Origin of the sequence: Patulibacter sp. NPDC049589 (assembly GCF_040675535.1) — a bacterium.
Classification (GTDB): domain Bacteria; phylum Actinomycetota; class Thermoleophilia; order Solirubrobacterales; family Solirubrobacteraceae; genus Patulibacter.
The window spans coordinates 4,909-23,901 of record NZ_JBFAPC010000087.1; the positions used below are offsets into that span (position 1 = coordinate 4,909).

The window sequence follows — 18,993 nt, forward strand, 5'->3', positions numbered from 1 at the left end:
CTCCCAGGAAGGTTTGCTGGCGACGGTGCCGCGGTCGGTCGGCGTGCGGTCTCGGCCGGTCACCGTCACCAGATTTGGTACCTCCCAGGAAGGTTTGCTGGCGACGGTGCCGCGGTCGGTCGGCGTGCGGTCTCGGCCGGTCACCGTCACCAGATTTGGTACCTCCCAGGAAGGTTTCCTGGCGACGGTCTCGCGGTCGGTCGGCGTGCGGTCTCGGTCGGCGGTCGTCACCAGATTTGGTACCTCTCAGGAAGGTTTGCTGGCGACGGTGCCGCCGCCGGTCGTCGTGCGGTCCCGGCCGGTCACCGTCACAGATTCGGTACCTCCCAGGAAGGTTTCCTGGTGGGCACGCCGGCGCGCGCCCGCCCGCCCGGCCGCTCAGCTGCCGGGCGCCCGCGACCAGATCAGGGCGTCGACGTCCGGGGCCTTCTTCGTGATCCCGACCTTCGCCTCCCACGCGGCCCAGGTGCGCAGCTCGGCGCGGGGGAGCGTGCCCGTGCGGCCGACGGGGTCGACGAACGCCGGCTTGACGGCCTCGAGCTGCTGCTCCGTCGTCGCCGGGTCGATGCTGCGGTCGCCCGAGCCGGTGCGCAGCGCGTCGATGGCCTCGTCGTCCTGACCCTTCGGCGTGGACGCGACGGCCTCGTAGCCCGCCGCCGTGGCGCGGGCGAAGGACTCGATCTCGTCGCCGCGGGCGGTCAGGGTCTTCGGCGTGGCGACGATCAGGAGCTCCGGGTAGACCGGTGCGCCGTAGGCGTCCAGGCGGAAGACGCGGGTCTTCGGCCGGCGGGCCTTCAGTGCGACGCCCTCGGCGTTCCAGAAGCCGATCGCGGCGGCGACCTTGCCGCTGATCACCGACGCGACGGCCTCGAAGCCGATCGTCGCGCGCTGCACCTTCGCGGGGTCGCCGCCGTCGCCGCGGACGATCTGGTCGAGCGCTGCGTCGTCGCTCGGCAGGCCCGTGACGCCGACGGTCTTGCCCTGCAGGTCCCGCGGGCGCTTGACGGACGGGGACGCAAGGACGGCCGCGAGCGGACGCTGGACGATCGCCCCGACGGCGACGAGGTCGGCGCCGCCCTGGCGCGCGAGGGCCAGGTCGTGGATGTCCATGACGGCGAGGTCGGTCCGGCCGGCCGCCAGGAGCTTCGCGCCGTCGGCGCCGGACCCCGGGATGCGGATCCGCACCGTCAGCCCCGCCTTGCGGTAGAGGCTGCGCTCCTGCGCCACGTAGAGGCCCGTGTGGACCGCGTTGGGGGCGAAGTCGAGGGTCAGGCTCAGCGGCGTCGTCCTCGGCGCCGGCTCGCGGATCTCGCCGCCGCCGGTGGTGGTGCCGGGTGATCCGGCGCCGCTCCCGCCGTCGGAGCCCCCGCAGCCCGCCAGCAGTCCGGCGCCCACCGCGAGCGCCGCCAGCCGGATCACCACCCGTGACGATCGTCGGCGGGAGGCCGATCGGTCGAGGGTGGCCGTGCTCCGGGGGTCCTGCGATCCAGACATGGAGGGAAGGGTGGCGGACGGCGCGGCGTGGTGACGCGCGGGCCGGGCATCGGGCGACGCCCGGGGTGGGCCGCGCTCGAGCGTCGGCCGCGGGGCGGTCCACCGAGGTCGGAACCGTCCCGGCGGCACCCTCGTGGCCGGGAGGAAGCCCGCTCCCCCGCGCGTCCGCCCGTTACCGTGGTGCGATGGAAGCAAGTGGCGAGTCGATCTCCCCCCAGGGTCTCGAGGACCTGAAGGCGGAGCTGGAGGAGCTCGAGGGCCCCGCGCGCCGCGACATCGCCGCGCGCATCCAGCGTGCACGCGAGCTCGGAGACCTCAAGGAGAACGCCGAGTACCACCAGGCCAAGGACGACCAGGCGCACCTCGAGACGCGCATCGCCGGCCTGCTCGAGCGCCGCCGCAACGCGGTCGTCACCGAGGTCTCCACCAGCGGCAACGTCGTCGGCTTCGGCTCGACGGTCACCCTGGTGGACGTCGACACCGGCCGCGTGCAGCAGTGGGCGTTCGTCGGCGCCGCCGAGGCCGACGCGAGCGCCGGCAAGATCTCCGTCGAGTCCCCGGTCGCGCAGGCCGTGCTCGGCCACGCGGTGGGCGACGTCGTCGACGTCACCACCCCGCGCGGCGTGCGGCACCTGCGCGTCGACAAGCTCGGCGCGTAGGGGAGGCCGAGGTCCCGGGTCGCGGCCCGAGGTCCCTCCCCAGACCGGTCGCCTCGCGTTCGGGACGCTGCACGGCACTCCGCCCGCGCCTCCACGCCGGACGGGAGGTGGCCCGGGCCAGGAGACCCGGACGGTCCCCGGCCGGCCACGCCCGAGAACACCTCCGAGGAGGCGTCCCGGGCCGATGGGTCAGCGGACCTGCAACGACACGCGGCGAGTCACGGTCGTCTTGCCGACCGTGATGCGCACCGTGACGCGGTGGGTGCCGACGCGGGCGCGGCTCCCGATCTTCAGGGACACCGTCGCCGTGCGGGAGCGGCCGGCGGCGACCGCGGCGTAGGACGCGCCCCGCTTGCCGGTGGCGCGCAACGCGGACGGGACGCTCACGCGGACGCGGGCGCCGCGGACCGACGACGTCGTGACGTTGCGCAGCGCGACGCGGACCTTCGCGGTGCTGCCGCGCTTGACGCGCGTCGTCGCCCCGACCGAGATCCGGACGGCGCCGTCGGCACCGCGATCGCCCTTGTCGCCCTTGGCCCCGGCCTCGCCCTTGTCACCCTTGTCGCCCTTCGTGCCGACGCCGTCGGCACCCTTCGCGCCGTTGGTGCCGTTCGTCCCGTTGGTGCCGTTGGTCCCTGCGTCACCCTTGGCGCCGGTCGCGCCGGCGTCGCCCTTGGCCCCGGTGGGCCCCGTCGCCCCGGGCTGACCGTCGGCCCCCGAGGGGCCGGCCGGGCCGGCAGGACCCTGCGGACCGAGAGGACCCGCGGGGCCCTGGGGACCGAGCGGACCGGCGGGGCCGGCGGGGCCACCCGGACCGGCGGGACCCTCAGGACCCGTGGGGCCCGTAGGACCCTGCGGCCCGGCCGGCGCTGCGGTGCTCCTGCCCGTCAGGGCCAGGGACAGGTTCCCGCCGTCCGTCGAGATCGCGAGCGTCGCGTTCGACGTCGTCAGCGCCCGGCCCGGGGCGAAGCGCACCCGGAGGTGGCACGACGCGCCCGGGGCGATCGCCTCCCCGTCGGAGCAGGTGTCGCGGACGAGCTGGAAGTCCTCCGCGGACGCGTCGTCGGTGTCGGTGATCCGCACCTTCGCCACGTGCAGCGAGGCGTCGCCCGTGTTCGTCACGGCGACGTCCTGGGAGGCCCCGAACGTCCCGACCGCCTGGTCGGCGAAGACCGGCGCCGTCGCCTCCGCCTTCGGGGCGGTGGCCGCCGCGGCCTCGAGCGTCACGAGCTCCGGGTCGTGGTCCGAGACGCCCTGGCCGGTGGCCTGGTCGAACGGGTGGTCGTTGTTGCTGTGGACGTACCGCACGTCGGTGACGTCGGCCGCGAGGCCGGCCGTCGCCAGCGGGTGGTCGAGCGTCTGCAGCCGGCCGTTGAACTGGTAGCTGTAGCGCTCCTGCGCCGGGGCGCGCTCGCCGAGGTTCTGCAGCGTGCCGCCCTGGGTGGCGGTGATCAGCGGAGACTCGTCCTCGAACGCGTTGTAGTCGCCGACGGAGAGCACCTCCTGCCCGAGGGCCTTCAGGCGCTCGGCCTCGGTCCGCACGACCGTCGCCATCGCGTCGCGGCAGGCGTCGGATCCGGCCTTGGACCGGAAGTGGTTGCTGATGAAGGTGAACCGCAGGCCCGGACGCGGCTCGACGTCGAGCGCGAGCGGCGGCCGGCCGAAGAGCTTGCCGCCCTCCGAGCAGTTCGCGATCGAGGTCGTCGTGTCCTTCGCCAGCTGGTACGGCTGGCCTTGGACGACGACGCCGCTCTTGACGAGGATGCCGACGTCGATCCCGCGCGGGTCGTTGCCCTCGGGCGCGTAGGCGGTGTAGCCGCCGATCTTCGCGGCGAGGTCGTCGAGGACCTGCTGGCTCGTCTTCTGCGTCCCGGTCGTGCTCGTGCGTCCGTCACCGATCTCCTGCACGCCGACGACCTCGGGGGCGCGGAGTCGGTCCTTGATCGCCGTGGCGGTCCGCGTGAGCTGCGCGTCGTACTCGGCCGGGGTGATCGTGTGGTTCAGGTCGCCGACCGCCCCGTCGGGGAACAGGTTCTCGACGTTGAAGCTCGCGACCCGGGTCTCGTCCGCGGCCGGCACCGGGGCCGTCGCGAGCGCCGGCTGGACCGGGTCCTCGGTGACCGTCGGGAGCGCGCCGGGCTGCGGGGCGATCGAGTAGTTGTAGTACGAGAAGCCCATCGGGCCGGTCGCGCCCGCGACCGTCGCGAAGAGGCTCGCCCGGACCTGGGTCGTGCTCGGTGCGGCCGGGTAGTACGGGTTGTCCGGGTCGCCGGCGCCGGCGTCGTCGACGAGCTTCAGGAGGCTCGGCGCGGTGCTCTGGCGGAAGACCCGGGACTTCGCGTCGCCCGGGGTCAGGAAGACCTCGCCGAACTTCGAGGTGCCGCCGCTGCCCGCGACGCCGGACGGCAGCGTCACGAGCATGCCCTCGAGCTGCTCGTAGTAGCTGCGGGTGCCGTCGGCGGTCGGGTTCGTGACCGTCTGGGCCTCGGCCTTCGCCTGGTCGATGACGACCGGGTCGGGCTTCTCGGCGGGGGCGGCGTCGCCCTCGACGGTGACGACCGGCGCGTTCGTCGCCGTGCTGCCGCGGAGCGTCGTCTCGTTGAACTTCTCGAAGACGGTGCCGGTGACCTCGACCTTCTTGCCGATCAGGGCCTTGCGGTCGGTGCCGCCGGCGATGCCGCGGACGCGCGAGACGAAGAGCCCCTCGGACGTCGCCGGGTCGCCGTCGTCCTGGCCCTTGGGCGTCTGGATCCAGATACCGGCGTCGGCGGGGTAGGTCGTGTCGTAGGTGAAGCCGACGCGGTCGTCGACGCCGGTCACGACGCCCTCGACGGTGACCTCCTGGCCCGCCTTCGGGCTGGCGACGCCGGTGCCCTGGACGGCGCTGATCGGGGTGATCGTGCCGGGGTCCGGGTCGCCCGGGTCGGTGCCCGGGTCCGGGTCGACGCCGGTGCAGGCGACGGGGGCGGCGGAGCTGTTCCTCGGGGCCGGCGCGGTGACCGCGAAGTCCGCGGAGTTGACGTCGGTGTCCTGGCAGCCGTCGAGCTTGCGGATCGCGGCCGTGGTGTTGCTGAGCGTCGCGGTCGGGCTGCCCTCGAACAGATTCGTGGACGTGCCGTAGCCGACGCGGTCGCGCAGGGTCGAGCCCTTCAACAGGTCGACGCGGCCGGCCGTGCCGGACATCAGCAGGTCGCCGGTGACGTCGGGAGCCGGGAGCGCCGGGAGCGTCGTCCCGGCCCCGGTGCCCTCCTTGACCAGGAAGCGCCCGCCGGCCGGGATCGTCCCGGTCAGCGGCGTCGTGCCCGTGCCGGTGCCGGTCGCCGAGCGGTAGATGACGCTCCAGTTCCCGGCGGTCAGGTCGACGGCGGAGGAGCTCCGGTTGACGAGCTCGACGAAGTCGGCGTTGTACTGCGCGCCGGAGTTGCCGCCCCCGCCGTACACCTGCGAGATGGCGAGGTCTGGGGAGCCGGCGGCGACGGCGGAGGTGGGGAGCGCGACGACGCAGAGCGCGCCGAAGGCCAGGGCGCCGGCCACGACGCGGGCGTGCGTCGGCCGGTGGCCTGAAGAGACCCGGGGGGGTCGGGACACGGGAGGATCCTCTCGGAACTGGACGGTGCGCCCCGGTGCCCAGGGGCGCGTTCGACGCTATGTGGTGTCCCCGCGCTCCCGGTCACCTCCCGGTGACGACCGCGTGTCCGGCCTGTGACCGTCGCCGTGGCCCGCGCACCGGCGACGTGTGCGGTGTCGGTGACCCGGCGGGCGGCCCAGGGCGGGCGTCGGGGCGATCCACGGGCCGGACGACCGCCGGCCCGCGACGCTCAGGCCCCGAAGAGGTCCTCGGCCGCCGCGCGCACGAGGACGGTCGCGCCGGGGCCGTCCTCCGCGGTGACGTGGCCGCCGAGGCCGCCGACGACGACCGCCGGCTGGCCGGACGCCTTCTGCCGCATCAGGTCGGCGGCGGACGCGACGTGGTCGGCAGTGGCGATCACGGTCGCCTCGAGCTGCCGGCCGTGGCGGTCGGTCGCGCCGCGCTCGTCGGCCATCGCCCGCAGACCGGCGCAGCCGATCGCGATCTCGGCCTGGCCGTGGCGCCACGCGCGCCCGAACGAGTCGGCGATGACGACGGCCGGGCGACCCGGCAGCGCGGCCCGCAGCCGCCGGGCGGACCCGTCGGGATCGGCCGGCAGCGTCACGGCCCAGCCCTCGGCGACGTTGGAGCGGTCGACGCCGGCGTTCGCGCAGACGAACCCGTGGTGGGTGCGGCAGATCAGGACGCCGCGGCGGGCGCGCACGATCTCCGCGGTCCCGTCGAGCACGACCTGCACGAGCTGCGGGTCCTTGTCGAGCTCCGCCGCCAGCGCGGCGGCGCGCTCGGAGACCTCGACGGCGGCGAGCTCCACCAGGGCGCCCTCGGCCTTCGACACGACCTTGTGCGAGACCACGACGCAGTCGTCGGCCGCGAACGGCCGGCCGTCGTTGGCGGCGACGATCAGGGCCGCGAGGTCGTCGCCGGGACGGACCTCGGGCAGCGCCTCCAGGGCGCGGACGGACAGCGACGGACTCGGCACGGCGCGGGGGCGGCGGTCAGAGGATGCGGGGGAGGAGCCCGCGGGTGTGCGACGCGCCGCCGCGGACCTCGTCCAGGCGGGTCTGCAGCGCGGCGAGGTCGTCGCCGGTGTCGACGTCGAGCATGATCGTCAGGGGCTCGGCCTCGAAGACCGCGGCGCCCGCGGCCTCGCCGGCGGCGGCGTGCCGGGCACGGCTGCCCTCGCCGAACGACGCGACCATCACGTCGGGCGGGGTCAGCACGAGCGCGTTGGTGCCGGCGCCGTGGCGGTCGGGGACGATCGTGACCTCGCGGCCCTCGGGGGCCGCGCTGAGCAGGCCGTCGATCTCCGCCGGGTCGATCGCGGGGGTGTCGGAGGGCAGGAGGATGACCCGCTCCGCGCCCTTCGACAGCGCCATCCCGACGCCGAGCGTGGCGGCCTCGCTGTGTCCCAGGTCGCGCGGGTCCATCAGGACCTCGGCGTTGTAGTTCAGCGCGATCTGCTCGGCGATCGGCTCGCCGGTCACGACGATCACGGCGTCGACGAGCTCCGCGCGGCGCAGCGCGATGAGCACGTCGGTGACCATCGCCTGCATCAGCGCGACGCGCGAGCGGGCCGGAAGTCGGTCGGCCAGGCGCGTCTTCGCCTGGGAGAAGCGCTTGACGGGGACGATCGCGATGGTCCTCACGCGGGGCTCCGCTCGCCGGCGAGCGTGTCGGCGAGGCCCAGCGCGTCGGCGGCCACGGACGCGCGGGACGCGGCGTCGGCCATCAGGACGTTCGCGGTGCGGACGGCGACGCCGGGGACGTCGACGGTCTCGTCCGTCAGCAGGCCGTCGAGCAGGCCGTCGTAGATGCGCGCGACGCCGCGGGCGTCCATGTCCACGCCCGCCCACTTGAGGAACGACGCGGTCGGGCCCTTGAGCACCTGTCCGTCGACGAGCGGGGCGACGGCGACGACGGGCGCGGAGGTGTCCCGGAGGGCCTCGCGCACGCCGGGGACGGCGAGGATCGGGCTGATGGAGATCACCGGGTTGGAGGGGCCGACCACGACGGCGCGGGCGGAGGCGATCGCCTGCAGGACCTCGGGGGTCGCCGCGGCGGTCTCGGCGCCGCGGAACGCGACGTCCTGGACGACGGGCTCGGGCGCCTCGCGCAGCCGGCGGATCATGAACTCCTGGAAGTCCCACCAGCGGTCGTCGGCCCGGACCTGGGTGCGGACGGGCTCGTCGGCGGGCGGCAGCACGCGGGCGGCGACGCCGTAGGCCGCGGCGTTCTCGGCCAGGACCTCGGTCAGGCGGGCGCCCTCGGCGATGCGGCGCGCGCGGCGGACGCAGAGCGCCAGGTCGCGGTCGCCGAGGTTGAACCAGACGTCCTCGCCGAGCTCGCGCAGCGCGTCCATCACGACGAACGTGTCGTCGGCGAGCCCCCAGCCGCGCTCGTCGATGCGGTCGGCGAGCCAGAACGTGACGAGGTCCGGGTCCGGGCTGACGAGCCCGCCGTGGATCTCGACGTCGTCGCCGGTGTTGGCGATCACGACGAGATCGTCACCGACGAGGTCGAGGACGCCGCGGGCGAGCTTCGCTCCGCCGGTGCCCCCGGCCAGCACCACGACCGGGGCGTCCGGCAGGTCGATGGGGCTCATGCGAGCCACGCGGAGCGGACGCCGTAGACCCCGGCTCGTCCGAGCTTCAGGGCCGGCTCGAGAACGAGCTGGCAGGTACCGCCGGGGATCGTCACCGCAGAAGACACGACGGCGGAGTATAGGCCCCGGGAGGCCTCCGTCCGGGCCGTCTCGGACGGACGGCTGGACGCGCGGACGGCAGGCGTGCGACGGTTGGGCACGCATGCGCGTCCACGCCCACAGGGGGAACACGCTGGCGGCCGGTGCCGTGGTCCTCGCGGCCGCGGTCGTGGAGGCCGAGCTGCGCCCGGGACCGTCGCCGGCGGTCCGCACGGCGCTGACGCTGGCGCTCGCCGCACTCGCCGCCTTCGGCGCCCTGCGCTCCCCGTACGAGGACGGCGGACCCCGGCCCTACCAGGAGCTCCTGCTCGCGATCGCGGCCCTCTCCGCGACCGCGGCGGTGGCCCACGTCGCGGACCTCGTCGGCGCGTCGCCGGGTGACCCGGTCGACGCCGGCTGGGTGGCCGCGGTGGCGCTCGCGGGGGCCGTCCTCGGGCTCGGGCTCGCCCGGGCGCGCGAGGGCACGATCGTGCTCGGCCTCGGGGCCGCGGCCGGGGTCGTCGCCCTCGTCGCCGGCGCCGGGGCGGCCTGGTCGGGCGCCGACCCGCGGGACGGGGTCCGCTGGGCGCTGTTCGTCGTCGCGGTCGTGCTCGTCGTGGCGATCGTGCTGCGGATCGACCGCCGGTACCAGCAGGCGGTGGCGCTGGCGGACGTCCTGGCGGCCGTCGTCGTGCTGCTGGCCGCGACCTTCCTCGTCGACGACGTCTCGGGCGCGTCCGCGGCGTTCGGCCTGCCGCGCGCGGACGCCGGCGCCGGGCTGGGCTGGCAGCTGCTGCTCGTGGCCGCCGGGTTCGGCCTCGCGGGCCTCGGCGCGACCCTCCACGAGCGCGGCCCGGGCTGGCTGGGCGCGCTCGCGCTGGTGGCCAGCCTCGTCGTGCTGGCCCGCGACGGGGGCGGGCTCGTCGGCTGGCCCGCGGTCCTCGGCGTGCTCGGGGCGGTCCTCGTCGTGATCGCGCTGCGGCCGGCGTCGGCGCGGGGCGAGCTCTTCGACGACGAGGCCGACCCGCCGCCCCCGCCCGTCCCGTTCCCCCGGCGCCCGCTCGCGGTGGTGGCCCGCGAGACGGACCCGGACGCGGACGACGACCTGCTCTGACACAGAGGGCGCGGTCCGGCGGCGACCCGCGGCCGTCGTCGTCGCCGGCGTCCGCCGTGCCGGCCCCTGCTCAGGCGGACCGGTGGACGTCCCGGCCCGTCGCCTGGTCGCGCGGCCGGACGACGATCGAGTCGAGGTTCACGTGCTCCGGGCGCGTGGCCACGAAGGCCACGAGGTCGGCGACGTCGTCGGCGACCAGGGGCGTCATGCCCTGGTAGACGGCCTTGGCCTTCTCCTCGTCGCCGTCGAAGCGGACGCGCGCGAAGTCGGTCTCGACCATCCCGGGCTGGATCTCGGTGACGCGGATCGGCCGGCCGAGGAGCTCGAGGCGCAGCGTCCTGGACGTGGTCCACACGCCGTGCTTGGCGGCGATGTAGCCCGCGCCGCCGGGGTAGATCTCGAAGCCCGCGATCGAGCCGATGTTGATGATCGTGCCCGACCCGGAGACCTCGAGCGCGCCGATCAGCGCCTTCGTGACGCGGACGGTCCCGAGCACGTTGGTCTCGTACATCGTGCGCCAGCCGTCGAGGTCCGCGTCGAGCACCGCGTCCGCGCCGAGCGCGCCGCCGGCGTTGTTGACGAGGACGCTGAGGACGGGCACCTGGGCGGCGAACGCGTCGACGGAGGCGTCGTCGGTGACGTCCAGCGCGATCGCGCGGCCCCCGATGTCGGCGGCGATCGCCTCGAGCCGCTCGACGCGGCGGGCGCCGAGGACGACCTCGTAGCCCTCGGCGGCCAGGCGGCGGGCGCTGGCCTCGCCGATGCCGCCGCTGGCCCCGGTGACGACGGCGACGGGACGGGCGGGCGTGGTCTCGGACATGCCCCGCGTTCTAGCACGGGTGGTGTCCTTCCCGGTTCCGACGCCCGGTAGCGTGGCGTCATGGAGATCGACGAGCTGCTCTGGGCCGGCGCGGACGCGCAGGCCGTGGCCCTCCGCGAGGGCCGGGTGACCGCCCCGGAGCTCCTGGAGGCGGTCCTCGACCGGATCGCGGCGACCGCCCCGACGCTCAACGCGTTCCGGATCGTCTTCGCCGACAGTGCCCGCGCGGAGGCCGCCGCGGCCCAGGCCCGGATCGACGCGGGGGAGACCACGCCGCTGCTCGGGGTCCCGGTCGCCGTGAAGGACGACCAGGACGTCGCCGGAGACGTCTCCCCGGCCGGCGGCCGGCCGCAGTTCCCGCCCGTCGCGCAGGACGGGCGGATGGTCCGCCGGCTGCGCGCCGCCGGAGCCGTCCTCGTCGGCCGGACGCACGTCCCCGAGCGGATGCAGTGGCCGTTCACGGAGACCCTGACCTACGGCGCGACCCGCAACCCGTGGGACCTCGACCGCACGCCGGGCGGCTCGTCCGGCGGCACGGCGGCCGCGGTCGCCGGCGGGATCGTCGGCGTGGCCTCGGGCTCCGACGGCGGCGGCTCGATCCGGATCCCGTCGTCGATGTGCGGCCTCTTCGGGCTGAAGACGTCCCGCGGCACGATCGAGGAGGACACCGACGAGGAGCACTGGCACGGCCTCGCCGTGACCGGGCCGATCGGGCGGTCGGTCGCCGACGTCGCGGCGATGATGGACGTCGTGGCCGAGGACGGCTGGGCGTCCGGCGGGGCCGTCGCCGCCGCGGGCAGCAGCTACCGCGAGGCCGCCGACCACGACCCGCGGCCGCTGCGGATCGCGCTCTCGTGGCGCGCGCCGGTGGGCCCGGTGCCGATCGAGGCGCAGCGCCGCGCCGCGATCGAGGCGACCGCCGACCGCCTGCGGGCGCTCGGCCACGAGGTGATCGAGCGCGAGGTCCCCTACGGCCCGCGCGCCTTCCCGCAGTTCCTCGTCCGCTACCTGCGCGGCGTCGCCGACGACGTCGAGCCGCTGCCGCGCAAGGACTGGCTGGAGCCCCGGACCCGCAACGCGCGACGCCTCGGCCGGCTCGTCCCGGACGCGGTCCTGCGCTGGGCGCGGGCGCAGGAGCAGGTCCTGCACGAGCGCCTCGCCCCGTACTTCGCGGAGTTCGACGTCGTCCTGCAACCCGGCATGACCGACGTGCCGTGGAAGATCGGCACGTTCCAGCGCCGCGGCGCGCTGGCGACGATGCTCGGCGTCGCGCAGCGGATGCCGCACATGCCCGTCTGGAACGTCCTGGGCTATCCGTCGGCCGCGGTGCCGATCGGCCTGGACGGCGCCGGCCTGCCGATGGGCTGTCAGCTGATCGGGCCGCCGCGCGCCGAGCGTCGGCTGCTGTCGCTCGCGGGACAGCTCGAGCGCGCCGCGCCGTGGGCGCAGCGGCGTCCGCCGACGTTCGGTTGACCGGTCGGCAACGCCCCGCCGCCGTCGATCCCTCACGATGGGGGACATGAGCACCGTGCCGGACGCCGCCGCCCTCGACGAGCTCCTGTCGGTCGCGGAGGAGGCCGCGCGCGCCGCGGCCGCCGAGCTGACCGCCCGCGCCGGCGATCTCGCGGCGCTGCGCATCGACACGAAGTCGACGGCCACCGACCCGGTGTCCGAGGCCGACGTGGCCGCCGAGAACGCGATCCGCGCGGTGCTGGCCCGGCGGGTCCCCGACGACGGGATCGTGGGGGAGGAGGGCGACGACGTCGTCGGCACGACCGGACGGCGCTGGATCGTGGACCCGCTCGACGGCACGGTCAACTACCTCTACGGCAACCCCCAGTGGTGCGTCAGCGTCGCCTGCGAGGGCCTCGTGGGCATCGTCTACGACCCGGGTCGGGACGAGCTGTGGGCGGGTGCCGTCGACGGTCGCGCGACCCTCGACGGCGTGCAGCTCCCGCCCGCGACGGCCCCGGAGGGTGGCCTCGGCCACGCGCTCGTCGCCACCGGCTTCGGCTACGACCCCGAGGTCCGGCGGGTCCAGGCGGGGATCGTCTCGCGCGTCCTGCCGAGCGTCCGCGACGTGCGCCGCGCCGGTGCGGCGGCGCTCGACGTCGTCTGGGTCGCCGGCGGCCGCGCCGACGCGTACTACGAGTTCGGCGTCAAGGCCTGGGACACGGCCGCGGGCGAGGTCATCGCCCGGGCCCTCGGCTACGAAGTCCGCACGATCCTGGGCCACGGACCGATGGCCGACGGCAAGCTCGTCGCGCCGCCGGAGCTCGTCGACGGGCTGCTCGCGCTCGTCACGTCCCAGGGCTGAGTGCCGGGGCCGGCTCGGGCATCGCCCGATCCGGCCCGTCCCGGCGCGGCGCTCGCCGCGGTCGTTCCCCGTCCGGTCAGACGGGGGCCGCCACGGCGGGCCTGCGACTCCGCCGCCGCCACGCCTCGATGAGCCCCGCGTTCTGCGCGGGCGTGCTGCCGTACGTCGCGATCTCGTCCGCGCCGGCGTCCATGAAGCGCTGCAGCGACATGACGCACTCGTCGACCGTGCCGTAGGCGTTGGAGTCGAGCATCCACTGTTCGGGGATCAGCGACGCGGGCTCGAGCAGCTCGTGCCGGTGGTAGAGGCGGTCGGCCACGACGTCCAGCCCTTGGAACTGGTCGTGGCCCCGGATCCTGCGGACCGTCGCGGCGTCCCAGCCGTTGGCCTTCGCGACGTAGTCGCCGTAGGGCTCGTACTGCAGGTAGCCGACCGCCCGGCCGTGGACGAGCGAGCGGGTCTCGATCTCGTCCAGGTCCGGCGCCGTGACGACGCACTGGCAGATGCGGACCTCGGCGGGGTCGCGGTCGATGCGCTCGCACGCGGTGCGGATGCGCTGCACGGCGTCGTACGTCGCCTCCGGGACGAGGGTCGGCGGCAGGAGGACCCCGTCGCACCGCTCGGCGACCAGCCGAGCGCCTCGCGGGTTCGCGAAGGTGCCGAACCAGATCTCGGGGTCCGGGCCGTCGTGGACCTCCGCGAACCGGATGCCGTCGAGCCGTCCGGCCGGCCCGTCGTAGGTCACGGGCTCGCCGCGCCACAGGGCGCGGACGATGTCGATGAGGTCGCCGAAGGCGCGGTAGCCGAGGACGTCGAGGCCCGATCCCTGCATGTAGCCCTCGATCCCGCGGCCGAGGCCGAGCGCGAACCGCGGCCCGTAGCAGGCGTGCATGGTCGCGCCCAGCCCGGCGAGCATCATCGGCGTCCGCGTCGGGGCCGCGATCAGGCCGGTGCCGACCTGCACGCGGCTGGTCCGCGCGGCGATCCCCGACAGGAGCACGTCGGCGAGCTTGATGTCCCAGCGCTCGGACAGCCAGACCCGGCGGAAGCCGAGCTGCTCCGCGGCCACCCCGTCCTCGATGCCCTGCAGGGGCGTCCGCGCCTCCGTGTCGCGGGCGCCCTGCGGCTGCGTGGCCTTGACCGCGCCGGCGATCAGGTAGGCGCTCAGGTCCTCCGCGACCGGCGCCAGGTCGTCCGGGGCGCTCATGCCGTGACCGCCTCGACAGGCTCGGGCTCGGTGGCGGCCACGTCCAACACCTCGACCGTCCCGGCGTCGCCGTTCATCCGCACCTGCGACCCGTGGGGGATCAACGCCATCGCACCCGGCAGGTGGACGGCCGGCATTCCGTACTCGCGCGCCAGGCACGAGGCGTGGGCGAGGATCCCGCCGGTCTCGATCACGACGCCGCTGATGGCCATGAAGACCGGGGTCCATCCCGGGTCGGTGGCGTTGACGACGAGGATCTCGCCCTTCTGCACCAGGCCGATGTCCTCGATGCTGCGGACGACGCGGGCCCGACCCTCGATGACGCCGCCGCTGGTTCCCGCCCCGCGCAGCACGCCGTCGTCCGAGCCGTCGGAGATGGCCAGCAGCTCGTCGTCGGCGCCGCGGTACCCGCGCAGGTACATCGGGTTCTGCAGCTCGCCGCTCTCGACCTCGGTGAAGCGTCGCTTGCGGGCCGCGATCTTCTCGTCCGCCAGCGGCGGTCGGCCGCCGGTGCGCAGCATGCCGTAGAGGTCGCGGTCGGCGAGGAAGTAGAAGTCGTCGTCCCCCTGCAGCAGCTCGCGGTCCCGGAGGCGGTGGTTGAGCTCCTGGAACCCGCGCTTCAGGGAGTAGGTCACGCGGTCGACCCAGTGACGCTCGTCGTCGCGGAAGAGCAGGAACGTCATGACGTAGTCGGCGAGGCCGCGGAAGAGGTGCGCCCGCAGGGTGCCGAGGGGCTTGCGGGAGAGGTTCTCCGCGATCTCGTCGATCACCCGCTGGCGCTTGGCCTCCAGGGCGTGCTCCGCGACGGTCGGGTGCTCGGTGGCCCCGGCGGCGATGATCGACTTCAGGGCCCGGTAGTCGATGGCCGGATCCTCGTGGCGACGGGCGTGGAACATGTCGCGGTTGGCGTGGCCGCGGTGGCCGTGCTCGGCGACGAACGCGTCGTAGCGCTGCAACCAGGCCTGTCCCTCCTCGGTGTCTCCGGCGGCCGCGAAGAACGAGGCCCCGTCGTGGGCGGCGAACGTCGCGCTCAGCGCCTCGGACGTCCGGATGTCGCGGGCGAGCTCCCACAGCAGGGTGTTCTCGACCTGCGTCTGTGTCGGACGCGGGACGCCGGTGAGGACCTCCGTGAACGCCATCTCGTTCTCGCCGTCGTACCAGTTGGCGAGGATCCAGCCCAGCAGACCCATGGAGTCACGCGCGTGCAGGAAGAACGGTGTCCAGACCTGCTCGACGTACACGACGTCGTAGGCGTCCATCTCCTGGCAGTAGCGCACCAGTTCCTCGTCGGAGAGGCGGCGCAGCTCCTCGGCGGTCAGGCCGTTGGCCTTCTGCACGCCGTCGACGACGTACTGGTCGTGGCCCTTGCGCCAGGTGATCGCGCCGCCGGTGCGGTCCTTGAGCTGGCAGCGCAGCTGGATCCACAGGTACGCGCCGATCGACAAGGGCGCCTGCATCACGTCCTCCCGCCACGCCGGGGGGACGTTGTCGATCATCCCCGCGCGGGCCGTCGGGAAGGCCGACTTCCTCAGCAGCTCGGCCTCCATGTTCGAGTTCCAGTAGGGGACGCCCTTGTAGTACCTGAAGGCCCGCAGACGGGCGACCTCCGGGATGCCCCACAGACGCAGCGCGTAGTGCACGCCGCGGTTGTTGGACTTGCCGCGCATCGAGTAGAACAGCGGCGTGCATCCGCCGCCCCACACCGAGTCGGAGTAGGAGCGGGTGAAGACCTCGTCGTCGGCGGAGGGGCCGGCCTCGTGCCAGTACTCGAGCTCCTCGTCCCACGTGAAGTCGACGCCGGTCACCGGCCGCGACTGCAGCAGGTAGAAGCTGCCGTCGGCGTAGCCCCACTCCGTGTCCTGCGGGTAGTCGCCGTAGTGCCGCTGCACGCGACGGCCGAGGTCGGCCAGCTCGGCCAGCTCGGCGTCGTCGAGCGTGAACCGCTCGCGGTCCGCGGCCGGCGTCTCCTGCTCGATCGTTCCCACGCCGGTCCTCGGGTCGCGGACGACCTGCTTCTCCTTCGCGCCCAGCCGCCGCGCGATGACGCTCAGGTCGCGGTGGGCGACCCGGAACTCGTCCGGCGTCGTGATCCCGGAGACGATCGCCTCGCCGAGGCCCCAGCTGGAGTTGATGAGCAGCTCGTCCGTCGCGGTCGTCAACGGGTTGGCGGTGAACATCACCCCGGAGACCTCGGACGGCACCATCGTCTGGACCACCACCGCGATCCCCACGTCCTGTCCGAAGCCGCGAGCTCCGCGGTAGGCGACGGCCCGGGACGTCCACAGCGACGCCCAGCAGCGCCGCACCGCGTCGAGCACCCCGTCGACGCCGCGGATGTCCAGGTACGTGTCGTGGAGCCCGGCGAACGACGCGCCGGCGAGGTCCTCGGCCGTGCCCGAGGAGCGGACCGCGACGAACGCGTCGTCGCCGAGCGCGGTGTACGCCGCCGTGATCCGCTGCTCGATCGCCGGCGGGATCGCGCTGCTGGCGACCAGGTCGCGGATCCGCGTCGTGGCGCGCTCGAGCTCGTCGGGAGCGTCGTCGGGCACCGAGTCCAGCAGCGCCCGGATCTCCGGAACGAGCCCGTCGCTGGTGACGACCGCCGCGTACGCAGCCGTCGTCACCGTGAAGCCGGCGGGGACGGGGAACCCGGCTGCGGTGAGGTGGCCGAGGTTCGCGCCCTTGCCCCCCACGAGATCGGATTCCACCGACTGGGGGTCGGCGAACGGCAGGACGTACTCGTGGCTCATCGTCATCTCCTCGATTGCTGCTGCCCGTCGGTCGCCGGGCAGTGGCGCGAAGCTACGGCGGCCCCTGTGGAGGAGCCATGACGAGATCGCCTCCTCGTCCGGGCATGCGCTGTCGTGGCCGTCCACGGCACCGCCGCCACTGGCGGCATCCGCCAGTCGCGCTGTGCGGAACCGAGCGTCAGTCCGGCGCCTGGTGCACCAGGACGCGGTGCAGGCGCAGGGCCGCGAGCAGCTCAGCGCGACGAGAGGTCAGCCGGTGGCCCAGCAGTTCCTCGATCTGGAGGATGCGGTTGCGAGCCGTGTGCTCGTGGATGCCCAGCCGGGCGGCCGTGGCGACGTGTGAGCCGGTGGTCAGCCACGCCAGGGCGGTCTCCCGCTGGTCCCGGCACCGTGGTCCGGCGTCCCCCAGGGGGCCGAGCTCCTGCCGGACGAACGCTCGCGCGCGGTCCGGCAGGTCGAGAAACAGGACCTCCAACCGCACGTCGGCGTGCGCGAGCAGCGGCCGCGCGTCGTCGCCGAGCAGCGCCTGCAGGCGCGCGGTCTCCACCGCCTCGCGTCCGGTCGCGGCGAATCCGGCCGCCCCCGCCTGCGCGGTGCCGATCGCCACCGGGAGCCCGGACCCCTCGAGGGCCTCGTGCAGGCCCCGCAGCCGGGCGCCCTCGAAGCCGTCCCGAGCGGACAGCCAGACCAGCCACGACTCCAGGCCGTGTCGGTGGGTGACGGCGCCGGCGGCGTCCACTTCGCGGCGGGCCAGCCGGACCGCGGCTGCGCGCTCGCGCTCGGAGCCCTGGACCACGAACGCCACGTGCTCGTGTTCGGGGGTGACGCCCAACGTGTGCGCGACGTCGGATGCGCTGAGATCGACGGCGCCGTCGAGGACCTGGCGCACGGCGAGGTGCCGGATCTGGTCGCTGGTGGCGCGGCCGTCGCCGGGCATGCTGTAGGGCTCCAGCAGCGGCGACACCACGGCGTCGAGGTAGGCGTTGATGACCATCGTCGGGGCGCCGACGAGCTCCTCCAGCGCCGTCGACGTCGCGCGCGCGAACGCGACGGCTTCGCGGTACCAGGCCGCGCACACGATCGGGACGCCGAGCCGGTAGGTCCGCTCGAACTGGCTCGGTGAGGCGCCCACTTCCGCGAGCGCGTCGGCGAGCACGGACGGTCCGATACCGGCGGCGCGGTCCAGCTCGTTGCGTCCCAGGACGATCCGGACGATGACGTCCAGGCTGTCGGCGGCGCTCTTGCGCACGGCGTCCCGGAACGGCGCGTCCCCGACGCGCTGCGGGTGGACGATCGCGATCAGCTCTTCGGCCACCTGCGTGGCCATCGCCTCGACGTCCAGACCTGCGGCGAAGGTCCGCGCCGCGTCCGTGATCGGCCCGCACGCTCGCGCGAGATCGATGCTCGGGTGCAGCTCCGCCGGATCAGGCGCCCGGATCTCCACGGTGGTTCCGTCCTCATTGTGTGATGCAGGACACTCGGAGACTCGGAGTATGGCCGACGGACGACCGCCGCGGGCACTGATGCATATCCGGACCCGGTCACGCCGACGAACGAACGGGGGAGACCGCGCGGGAATCCGGCGCGCACCACGCCATCCCTCATGGGGTCGCGGTCGCGAGGAAGTACCCGGGGAGGGATTCGAACCCTCACTCTGTCACCAGAAGCGAATTTTGAGTCCGCCGCGTCTACCGTTCCGCCACCCGGGCAGGTGGTCCGCCCGGCATCGTAAGCGGCGCGACGCTCTCGCGCCTCGCCGGGCGCCGTGCGGGGCCCCGGGGCGCCGGCCGGCCGGGCTCCTGCCGGCGCTTCAGCCCGACGCGGTCAGGCGGGGACGGTGTCCTGCGAGCGGCGGTCGTCGGGGCGCGGGCCGGGGACCGAGCGCTCGACCTCCTCCTGCCAGTTCTGGGAGAAGGCCGTGATCGTCACGACGATGACGACGAGCTGGAGGACGAGGATCACGATGGTCAGCAGGCCGAGGTCGGCGGAGAGGCTCGCGTCCTTGTAGCCGATCGCATCCCGCTCGTACCACGAGCTGATCGACACGCCGGAGAAGATCGCGATGAACGCCGCGATGCCCGCGGCCATCGGCAGGACGCCGCGGCTCCACCGCAGGACCTGGACGACGAAGATCAGGTTGACGGCGATGAAGACGACGTTGAGCGTCTTCGCGTCCTGCATCAGGTCCCAGCCCTTGACGGACACGATCGCGATCAGCGCGCTGGACACCAGCAGGGCGATGACGACGACCACCCGCATCGCCTTGCTCGCGGGCTTGTCCCGGTTGGGGTAGTCGAGCTCCACGCTTCGCGCCATGACGCGGAGCAGCCTACACTCCACGGCGGTGGGTCGCGGTCAATTCG

The 18,993-nt window shown here is 74.4% G+C and carries 15 protein-coding genes and 1 tRNA gene; 4 read left to right on the plus strand and 12 right to left on the minus strand.

Annotated features, from left to right (window positions below):
• Both AB0L40_RS16360 and AB0L40_RS16365 read right to left on the minus strand, forming a co-directional pair.
• Positions 1 to 231 (minus strand): hypothetical protein (locus tag AB0L40_RS16360; RefSeq protein ID WP_364356577.1); only part of this gene is annotated, 231 nt, incomplete at its 3' end.
• Positions 232 to 378: 147 nt separating this feature from the next.
• Entirely contained in the window at positions 379 to 1,422 is a 1,044-nt protein-coding gene (locus tag AB0L40_RS16365) for an ABC transporter substrate-binding protein (protein WP_364356580.1), read from the minus strand.
• 257 nt (positions 1,423 to 1,679) lie between these two features.
• Here AB0L40_RS16365 and greA point away from each other — a divergent pair, with 257 nt between their 5' ends.
• Positions 1,680 to 2,153: a transcription elongation factor GreA gene (greA, locus tag AB0L40_RS16370; protein ID WP_364356583.1), complete on the plus strand. Its 474-nt coding sequence runs from the start codon at positions 1,680 to 1,682 to the stop codon at positions 2,151 to 2,153.
• A gap of 189 nt (positions 2,154 to 2,342) precedes the next feature.
• On the opposite strand, the gene AB0L40_RS16375 is transcribed toward greA, so the two are convergent.
• From AB0L40_RS16375 to cofD, 4 genes are all read right to left on the minus strand, one after another.
• The gene (locus AB0L40_RS16375; protein ID WP_364356586.1) at positions 2,343 to 5,741 is read right to left on the minus strand and encodes a lamin tail domain-containing protein; all 3,399 of its coding nucleotides are present in this window, start codon (positions 5,739 to 5,741) and stop codon (positions 2,343 to 2,345) included.
• 230 nt (positions 5,742 to 5,971) lie between these two features.
• Complete coding sequence (gene cofE, locus AB0L40_RS16380; RefSeq protein ID WP_364356589.1) at positions 5,972 to 6,721, minus strand: coenzyme F420-0:L-glutamate ligase; 750 nt, start codon at positions 6,719 to 6,721, stop codon at positions 5,972 to 5,974.
• Between the two features lie 16 nt (positions 6,722 to 6,737).
• Positions 6,738 to 7,388 (minus strand): 2-phospho-L-lactate guanylyltransferase, encoded by a 651-nt coding sequence (gene cofC, locus AB0L40_RS16385; RefSeq protein ID WP_364356592.1) that lies wholly within the window; start codon positions 7,386 to 7,388, stop codon positions 6,738 to 6,740.
• Positions 7,385 to 8,344 carry a 2-phospho-L-lactate transferase gene (gene cofD, locus AB0L40_RS16390; protein ID WP_364356595.1) on the minus strand — a complete coding sequence of 320 codons (960 nt, stop codon included), beginning with the start codon at positions 8,342 to 8,344 and terminating at the stop codon, positions 7,385 to 7,387. The genes cofC and cofD overlap by 4 nt, the downstream gene beginning before the upstream one ends.
• Before the next feature lie 202 nt (positions 8,345 to 8,546).
• Here cofD and AB0L40_RS16395 point away from each other — a divergent pair, with 202 nt between their 5' ends.
• Positions 8,547 to 9,536 (plus strand): hypothetical protein, encoded by a 990-nt coding sequence (locus AB0L40_RS16395; RefSeq protein WP_364356598.1) that lies wholly within the window; start codon positions 8,547 to 8,549, stop codon positions 9,534 to 9,536.
• Positions 9,537 to 9,606: 70 nt separating this feature from the next.
• Here the strand turns inward: AB0L40_RS16395 and AB0L40_RS16400 are convergent, their stop codons facing one another.
• Positions 9,607 to 10,356 carry an SDR family NAD(P)-dependent oxidoreductase gene (locus AB0L40_RS16400; protein WP_364356601.1) on the minus strand — a complete coding sequence of 250 codons (750 nt, stop codon included), beginning with the start codon at positions 10,354 to 10,356 and terminating at the stop codon, positions 9,607 to 9,609.
• 60 nt (positions 10,357 to 10,416) lie between these two features.
• Between AB0L40_RS16400 and AB0L40_RS16405 the strand changes: the two genes are divergently transcribed.
• Complete coding sequence (locus tag AB0L40_RS16405; protein WP_364356604.1) at positions 10,417 to 11,829, plus strand: amidase; 1,413 nt, start codon at positions 10,417 to 10,419, stop codon at positions 11,827 to 11,829.
• A 46-nt stretch (positions 11,830 to 11,875) separates the two neighbouring features.
• A complete protein-coding gene (locus AB0L40_RS16410; RefSeq protein ID WP_364356607.1) occupies positions 11,876 to 12,673 on the plus strand; it encodes an inositol monophosphatase family protein in 798 nt (265 codons plus the stop codon).
• Between the two features lie 76 nt (positions 12,674 to 12,749).
• Here the strand turns inward: AB0L40_RS16410 and AB0L40_RS16415 are convergent, their stop codons facing one another.
• The 5 genes from AB0L40_RS16415 to AB0L40_RS16435 form a co-directional block, all read right to left on the minus strand.
• Positions 12,750 to 13,880, minus strand: a complete 1,131-nt coding sequence (locus tag AB0L40_RS16415) for a TIGR03857 family LLM class F420-dependent oxidoreductase (protein ID WP_364356611.1) — start codon at positions 13,878 to 13,880, stop codon at positions 12,750 to 12,752.
• Positions 13,877 to 16,630 carry a PEP/pyruvate-binding domain-containing protein gene (locus tag AB0L40_RS16420; protein WP_364356614.1) on the minus strand — a complete coding sequence of 918 codons (2,754 nt, stop codon included), beginning with the start codon at positions 16,628 to 16,630 and terminating at the stop codon, positions 13,877 to 13,879. Before AB0L40_RS16420 ends, AB0L40_RS16415 begins: the two co-directional genes overlap by 4 nt.
• Before the next feature lie 178 nt (positions 16,631 to 16,808).
• On the minus strand, positions 16,809 to 18,074 hold the full coding sequence (locus tag AB0L40_RS16425) for a helix-turn-helix domain-containing protein (RefSeq protein WP_364356617.1): 1,266 nt from the start codon (positions 18,072 to 18,074) through the stop codon (positions 16,809 to 16,811).
• Between the two features lie 182 nt (positions 18,075 to 18,256).
• Positions 18,257 to 18,339: transfer RNA gene (locus AB0L40_RS16430), tRNA-Leu, on the minus strand.
• A gap of 115 nt (positions 18,340 to 18,454) precedes the next feature.
• A complete protein-coding gene (locus AB0L40_RS16435; RefSeq protein WP_364356620.1) occupies positions 18,455 to 18,946 on the minus strand; it encodes a hypothetical protein in 492 nt (163 codons plus the stop codon).
• Between the last annotated feature and the right edge of the window lie 47 nt (positions 18,947 to 18,993).